General features: G+C 62.4%; 6 protein-coding genes. 1 reads left to right on the plus strand and 5 read right to left on the minus strand.

Annotated features, from left to right (window positions below):
* Positions 1-250, plus strand: a 250-nt coding sequence (locus tag AAZU54_RS27040) for a hypothetical protein (RefSeq protein WP_434727882.1), incomplete at its 5' end; no start/stop codon positions are given.
* 191 nt (positions 251-441) lie between these two features.
* Here the strand turns inward: AAZU54_RS27040 and AAZU54_RS27045 are convergent.
* The 5 genes from AAZU54_RS27045 to peaA all read right to left on the minus strand — a co-directional run bounded on the left by AAZU54_RS27045 (position 442) and on the right by peaA (position 6781).
* Positions 442-2124 (minus strand): fatty acid CoA ligase family protein, encoded by a 1683-nt coding sequence (locus tag AAZU54_RS27045; RefSeq protein WP_312156196.1) that lies wholly within the window; start codon positions 2122-2124, stop codon positions 442-444.
* A 132-nt stretch (positions 2125-2256) separates the two neighbouring features.
* The gene (gene peaD, locus AAZU54_RS27050) at positions 2257-3381 is read right to left on the minus strand and encodes a quinohemoprotein amine dehydrogenase subunit beta (RefSeq protein WP_434727883.1); all 1125 of its coding nucleotides are present in this window, start codon (positions 3379-3381) and stop codon (positions 2257-2259) included.
* Positions 3382-3413: 32 nt separating this feature from the next.
* Entirely contained in the window at positions 3414-3737 is a 324-nt protein-coding gene (qhpC, locus tag AAZU54_RS27055) for a quinohemoprotein amine dehydrogenase subunit gamma (protein WP_186554372.1), read from the minus strand.
* A gap of 1 nt (position 3738) precedes the next feature.
* Complete coding sequence (gene peaB, locus AAZU54_RS27060) at positions 3739-5169, minus strand: quinohemoprotein amine dehydrogenase maturation protein (protein WP_186554371.1); 1431 nt, start codon at positions 5167-5169, stop codon at positions 3739-3741.
* A gap of 46 nt (positions 5170-5215) precedes the next feature.
* Entirely contained in the window at positions 5216-6781 is a 1566-nt protein-coding gene (gene peaA, locus AAZU54_RS27065; protein ID WP_392467161.1) for a quinohemoprotein amine dehydrogenase subunit alpha, read from the minus strand.
* Positions 6782-7116 lie beyond the last annotated feature (335 nt).

The following is a 7116-nucleotide window of genomic DNA, read 5'->3' on the forward strand; positions in this document are numbered from 1 at the left end:
CCCACGAGTCACGTGGGAGCGGGCTTGCCCCGCGATGAGGCCGGAACAAACAACACAAAAGAACAATTCAAGCTTTGGCTTTGGCGAGAGCGCAGCGATTCGCCTGCTCTTGATCTTCGTGCGCATAATTGCAGGCGCCGCAGATTCGCGACTTCAGGAGGCTGAGCAGAGGTGCCTGGAGGGCCAGGTGCGCCAGCATCCTTCGGCGCAGCCGAAGGCGCGAGATGTAGATTTGCGCAGCAAATCGTAGGCCGCGCGGGCCCGGAAGGCGCCGGCGCGAAGGGACCCGAAGCGCAGCGTAGGGCCGTATGTAGGAGCGAGCGGTTTTGCTTACTTTTCCCAAGAGAAAAGTAAGCCGCCGTAAAGGCGGAAGGGGCCAGTAAAGTCACCCCATTAAATGGATAAGCCCCAGCCCAAATGCCCAAGCTCCCAAGCTCCCATTTACCCAGACTTACCCCCAACCAACCCCTCGATACTAATCTCACGCATCCTGAACTTCTGCACCTTCCCCGTCACCGTCATCGGAAACTCATCCACAAAGCGGAAATACCGCGGCACCTTGAAATGCGCAATCCGCGCCCTAGCCCACTCCCGCAGCGCGTCCTCACCCACCGAATGCCCAGGATGCAAACGCACCCAGGCGACAATCTCCTCGCCATAGCGGCTACAAGGAATACCAATCACCTGCACATCAGCCACCGCCGGATGAGTGAAGAAAAACTCCTCCAGCTCCCGCGGATAGATGTTCTCGCCGCCGCGAATGATCATGTCCTTGCTTCGCCCGACGATCCGCACGTAGCCAGCCTCATCCATCACCGCCAGATCGCCAGTGTGCATCCAGCCATCGCCATCGATGCTCTCGGCAGTGGCCTTGGGGTTGTTCCAGTACCCCAGCATCACGCTATAGCCACGGGTACACAGCTCGCCAATTTCCCCACACGCAACGGTATTGCCCTGGGCATCGATGATCTTGCTCTCCAGCTGCGGCTGAGTGCGCCCCACGCTGGTCACGCGGCGCTCCAGGTCATCATCGGCGCCCGTTTGCAACGACACCGGGCTGGTCTCGGTCATGCCATAGGCAATCTGCACCTGGGCCATGTGCATTTCGTCGATCACCCGGCGCATCACCTCGATCGGGCAGGTAGCGCCAGCCATGATCCCGGTCCGCAAGCTGGACAAGTCGAACTCGCCACGCTGTGGGTGATCCAGCTCGGCGATGAACATGGTCGGCACGCCATACAGCGCTGTGGCTTTCTCCTCGGCCACAGCACGCAAAGTGGCCAGGGGGTCGAAGGCATCACTGGGGTAGATCAGGGTGCTGGCGTGGGTCATGCAACCGAGGTTGGCCATGACCATGCCAAAGCAGTGGTACAGCGGCACCGGCACGACCATGCGGTCGTGCTCGGTCAAGCCCAGGCTCTCACCCACCATGTACCCGTTGTTGAGGATGTTGTGATGGCTGAGCGTGGCGCCTTTAGGGAAGCCGGTAGTACCTGAGGTGTACTGGATGTTGATCGGGTCGCTGGGGCGCAGTTGCGCTTGGCGCGCGGCCAGGGTCTCAGGGCTGGTGTCGACAGCCTTGGCTTGCAGATCAGGCCAGGCGAGAAACCCGCCCGGCGGATGGGCGGCCAGGCTGACCACACCCCGCAGTTCGGGCAGGCGTTCGCAGCTCAGTTCACCGGGCAGGCCTTTGCCCAGGCCCGGGACCAGGCTGAGCAGCATGGCGTGATAATCAGAGGTCTTGAACGAATCGGCGCAGATCACCCAGCGACAGCCCGATTGGCTCAGGGCGTAGTCCAGCTCGCTGCTGCGATAGGCCGGGTTGATGTTGACCAGGATCGCGCCAACCTTGGCACTGGCGAACTGGGTGATACACCATTCGGCGCAATTAGGCGCCCAGATGCCCAACCGATCGCCCACTTGCACGCCCAAGGCAATCAGCGCGCGAGCGTGTTGATCGACCGCTGCGGCCAATTGGCGCCAGGTGTAGCGCAGGCCTTGATGACGCACCACCAGCGCCTCGCGCTCAGGGAAGCGGGCCACGGTGCTGTCGAAGGCGTCGCCGATGCACTGGCTGAGCAGCGGTTTGTCTTGTTGGCCTTGGGTATAGCTGGGCTGGGTCATGGTGATCTCTTGTTATTTTTAGGGTGTCGGTGCGGGCCTTATCGCGGGGCAAGCCCGCTCCCACGTAGCCAAGATACCAGCCGCGTGGGAGCGGGCTTGCCCCGCGCTGGGGAAGGCGCAAACAACCCACAACTACCTGACGAACACCTGCGGCGTGGTGGTCGACATGTCGCCACCCGGCAGCTTGATGTTGCCGACTTTCTCCAGCGTATCGGGATCGAACACTGCCAGATCGTTGAATGTCCCGCCCAGGTACAGCTTGCTGCCGCTGCGGTTGAACGCCACACAGTAATAAGTGTGGTCCAGATTCGCCGCCTTGATCAGCTTGCGCTCCTTGATGTCGTAGCGCGCCAGCCGATTGAGCACGCCATACATCTGGTTGGGATCTTTCGGCGAACGCAGTCCAGTGAAGTACAGCTCGCTCAGGTCGGCAAATTCCTGGGTGTGGGTCTTGCCGGTCTTGAGGTCCACGCTCAGGTAGCCATACAACAAATCGGCGGTGGCGGGGTCTTGCTTGTCGTCCTTGAACTTGGCGATGGTGTAGAGCATCGAGAACTCGTGCCGTGCGCTCTGGTGCGGCCAGAAGTACAGCACGTCCGGGGCGCTGTAGCCGGGGCGGTTCCAGTTACGTAGCGGCAACGCCACCTCGTACTTGCCATTGCTGACATCCAGCTTGTAGAGGTCGGGGCCGGCGACGAACAGGCTGCCATCGTCGGCGGCGCGCATCAGGTACACCTGGCGCGGCATGGGGAAGCTGCGGACCGGCTTGGCGTTGAGGCCGTCGGCGGTATTGAACACTTCCAGGCGCGGCGGTTTGACCACGTAATGATCGTTCAGTCGCTGGCTTGGGTTGACCGTGGCATAGACCTCCTTGCCGTCCGGGCTGATGGCGAACGAGTACATGGCCTTGCCGATTTCGCCAGGGACGCTGGACAAGTTGGCGTGGAAAACGGTGTTGCAGCTGTCCAGGTCAATGCCGTAGATATCGGCAAAGTGGTTGTTCAGCACATAGGCGGTGCGGTTGTCCGGCGCCATCATCGCGGTGCCCGGGCCGAACGCGTCCGGCATGCGGCACGACTTGAATACGCTGTCGTTGGCCACATCCACCACGTGCAGGTTGTTCGGATAGTTGGTGACGATCATGTACTCGTGGCCAGGCGTCAGCGCAGCGCCGGCTTCAGCGGCCTGCGCCGAAGTCCAAGCGCCGGCACAGGCGGCGACGGTGAGCGCGAGCTGCGCGCAGAATCCAGGTTTCATGCGGTTTCCCCTTGTCGTTCTTGTCGGGCCGGTCACTTGTCTTTCGGGAATACGGTGCCCAGGTTGCGCCAGTCGTCCTGCGAGTTGCTCGCCTGGGCGTTCCAGTCCTGGTAGGTGCTCATCATGTCCGGCACCTGGGCCGGCCACCAGCAAGGGTCGGAGCAGCCATACAAGTCGGCTTCCATCGGCTGGCATAGCGAGCTGACGCCGCCAAAGGCGTCGACCTCCCACCCCGGGTCGGTGGTCGCGGTGCAACCGGCTACCGCGCTCATGGCCATGACTTCTTCGACCCGGTCCTCGGCGGCGGCTTGTTCAAGGATGCGCGCCTTGTTGTTCATTGCCTTCAAGTGCTTCATATCAATGTGCCTTGCGCGGAGTGATGTAGCGATCGATGAAAGCCGGGTTGACGGCCATGATGCGGCTGTAGACTTCGATGCCAAAGTCGACCCAGTCGCGCATCAGTTCGCAGTAGTGATAGGTCGGATGGGTCGGGTCGCCGTAGCGTGCGTAGCTCTCGTGGTAGCAGCCGCCCGAGCACAGGTTACGGATCCGGCAGTCGTCGCAGCCGGTGTTGCTGCGGTCCAGGCGCTGGGACAGGAAATCGTTAAGCTGCGCCTGTTTGACGCCCTGATGGACATTGCCGAAGGTCGGCAGGCTGGAGCCGGTGAAGCGGTGGCAGAGGTTCAACTCTCCCTGGTGATCGACCGCCAGCATCTTCAGCCCGGCGCCACACGGCAGCGCCTTCTTGTGGCCTTCATGGATGTCGGTGATCAGCTGGTGCAGGTTGGAAAAGCCAATACTGCGGTGTTCCAGGGCAGCCTCAAGATAGCGCCGACCGAGCGCTTTCATGTTGGCGAACACCTGCACCAGTTCCTCGCCAGTCAGGTTGAAGTCGGCCATGTCGCCAGAGGTGACCGGGGCAAAGCCCACCTCGGCAAAGCCCATCTCGTTGAACAGGTGATTCCAGATGGTCTCGACGTCGGTGATGCCCCGGGTCAGCGTCACCCGCGCGCCGACCGGGCGGCTGGTGTAGCGCGAGAGCAGCATGTCGGCTTTGCGCCGCACCACGTCATAGGTGCCCTGCCCGCCAACGGTGATGCGATTGCGGTCGTGCACGGTCTTCGGCCCGTCGATGCTGATTGACAAGCCGAAGCGGTGGGCGTTGAGCCAGTCGACGATCTCTTCGGTGAGCAGCGTGGCATTGGTGGTCATGATGAACTCCACCTCTTTGCCAGCCTCGGCGAAACGCTGCTCGCAGTAGGCGACCATGTGCTCGATCAGAGGCCGATTGGACAGCGGCTCGCCGCCGAAGAACACCACGCTGTAGCGGGTTTCATCGGGTGACTCCTTGAGCAGCATTTCCACCGAGGCCTCGGCGGTGGCAGTGCTCATTTTCTTGCCCGCCGAAGGCTTGTCCAAGTCTTCCTTGTAGCAATAGGTGCAGCTCAGGTTACAGCCGGTGTTGACGTTCAGTACCACAGTGTTCAGCGCGGTGCGCTCGACCCGCTTGAGGGCGATTTCCGGGGTGAGCGGCGAGCCATCGCTGACCACTTCCAGGGCGATCAGCTCGCGCAGGGTGTCTTCGATGTCCTGGCCGCTGAATTGCAGGCTCAGGCGCTGCACCAGTTCTTCAGCCGAGCAGCCTTGTTGACGCAAGCTGTCGATGATCCCGCCGGTGACTGCATCGGTGCTGAACAGCGAACTGCTGGGGATGTGAAAGAGCATGCGGTCGGCATCGACCTGCACTTCGTGCAAGTTGCGTTCGACCAGATTCAATTGTGCGCCCATGGCGACCTCCAGTAATCGATCCGTTAGTGACGCGCGTTGCTCGCCCTTATGGCAAAGGCGGGTTGTTCCAACGCTGCACGGTGACGATCAGGTGGCCTTCGCCCTGCTGGCCGCCGTCTTCGAGCTGGGCGATGACCTTCAGGTTGCCGGCGTTGTTGGTCATCATCTTGCGCTCAGGGTTGGGCCCGGCACCGGCCGGCATGAACACACCGTCGGGCTGCATGGCACCGGCGAACTTGACGTCCTCGTCCTCGATTGCCCGCTCGTTGAACGGCTCGACCTTCCACTTCGCCGGCAGGTAGCCGATGCGCAGTGGCTGGCCACTGGCGTCCTTGCCCCAGGCTTCAGCTTCGAAGCGGCCCTGAACCTTGGGCGTGGAGCCGCCATTTTCGCCAATCCGGGCGATGGAGAATGCCGGCACCACCTTGACCTGCTCGACCTTGTCGTAGACCGCCAGGGTCACACCTTTGAGCGCGCCAACGGCGACCTCGCGGGTGCCTGCGGCGGCGTCCTTGGCGGCGCGCGCCTTGACCCGGACCAGGGTTGCGCTCGACTCGAGCACCTCGCTCACCTCGACCCCAGCGCCGAGGTCCGGCTTGCCACTCAGGCCGCTGCCGACCAGGGTGATCTCGCTTTCAGCGCCGGCCTTGATGAACGCCGGCTGCACCGCCAGCAGGCGTGCCTTGCCCTCCTTCACCGCAGTGAAGTCCAGGCCACGCTCATCATGCTCGGCTTCGTACATGCGGCCCTTCATCTCACCATCGAGCGCGGCGAACACCTGGCGCAAGTTGGCCTCGCCGATCTTGACGTTGCCGCGCCACTCGTAGCCGTTGTAGAGAATTGCCGTACCGCTGCCGTTGAACGGCGTGCCGTCGGCATAGCTGCCCTTGACCTCGACCTTGAAAGTGTCCCCCTCGCCTGCACTAACGCTCATTACCCCGCGCACATCGCCCTTGGCCAGCATGTGCCCGCCAAACGCCCATTGCCCGGCCAACGCATCAGCCTTGGGCTTGGCCTGCTGCCACTGGCTCCAGGCTGGGTTGTCGAGGGGGAAGCGCTTGGCCAGGTCCGGCACCATTTGCTTGAGGGCGATGTCCAGCCAGTCGCGGTCACGCGCCTGGGCCTGGTACTCCAGGGACGGCCATTGGCCGAGGTGGAAGTTGACCAGATGTTCCCACTCCTGCGCCGGACGGCGCTGCAAGGCGACCCGGGCGCCGGAGTGGCATCGACCGCACATCTGGCTGAGCGGGTCATCGAACTGCTCGACCGTATTGAGCCGGCGCTCCATGGCGTAACGCACGCCTTCGGTTTCGCTAGGCGCCAGGCCCTGTTTGTCGGCCAGGTACTTGACCAGGGTGCGGCGGTCATCATCGCTGATCTGCAGGCCATGCATGACCTGCATGCGGCCGATGCTCATCAACCAGCCTTCCGGGGTCTTGCGCTGGTGGCTGATGCGGCTGTAGGCGTCATTGCCTTCGGGGATGTGACACCCCATGCACTTGGTTTGCAACAGGCTCGGGCCCTGCTCGGCCGCCATGGCCTGGGTGCCCAGCAGTGCGGCGGCGACCAGCGCCAGTTTGCCCGCATGCCGCCGGAGTCGAGTCGTCTTCAAGGTCAGACCTCCACGGTGTCGTTTCTTATCGTTTTTGTGCACGCCTGGGTACTGCAGGTGCATGTGACAGTTGCAATACAGGAAGTGTGCCAGTCTTGCCAAAGCTGTTTGATTTCAACTGCTTGGCTAGTTCGGCTGGACGATTGCCGCGGGTAGCCGGCGGGTCGGAACGTCCCATTTCGCGACTGAGTGTTTCACCTTGAGACAGCCCGCTGATGAATCCACAGTAATACCCTGTAGGAGATCACACAGCCCTTGCGGGTGTCGCGCAGGGAACAGAGTTCCAGCGTGGGAGCGGGCTTGCCCCGCGATCACCGGCAAAGCCGGTGCCAAAC

The organism is Pseudomonas sp. Je.1.5.c (assembly GCF_051129895.1).
Taxonomy (GTDB): Bacteria; Pseudomonadota; Gammaproteobacteria; order Pseudomonadales; family Pseudomonadaceae; genus Aquipseudomonas; species Aquipseudomonas urmiensis.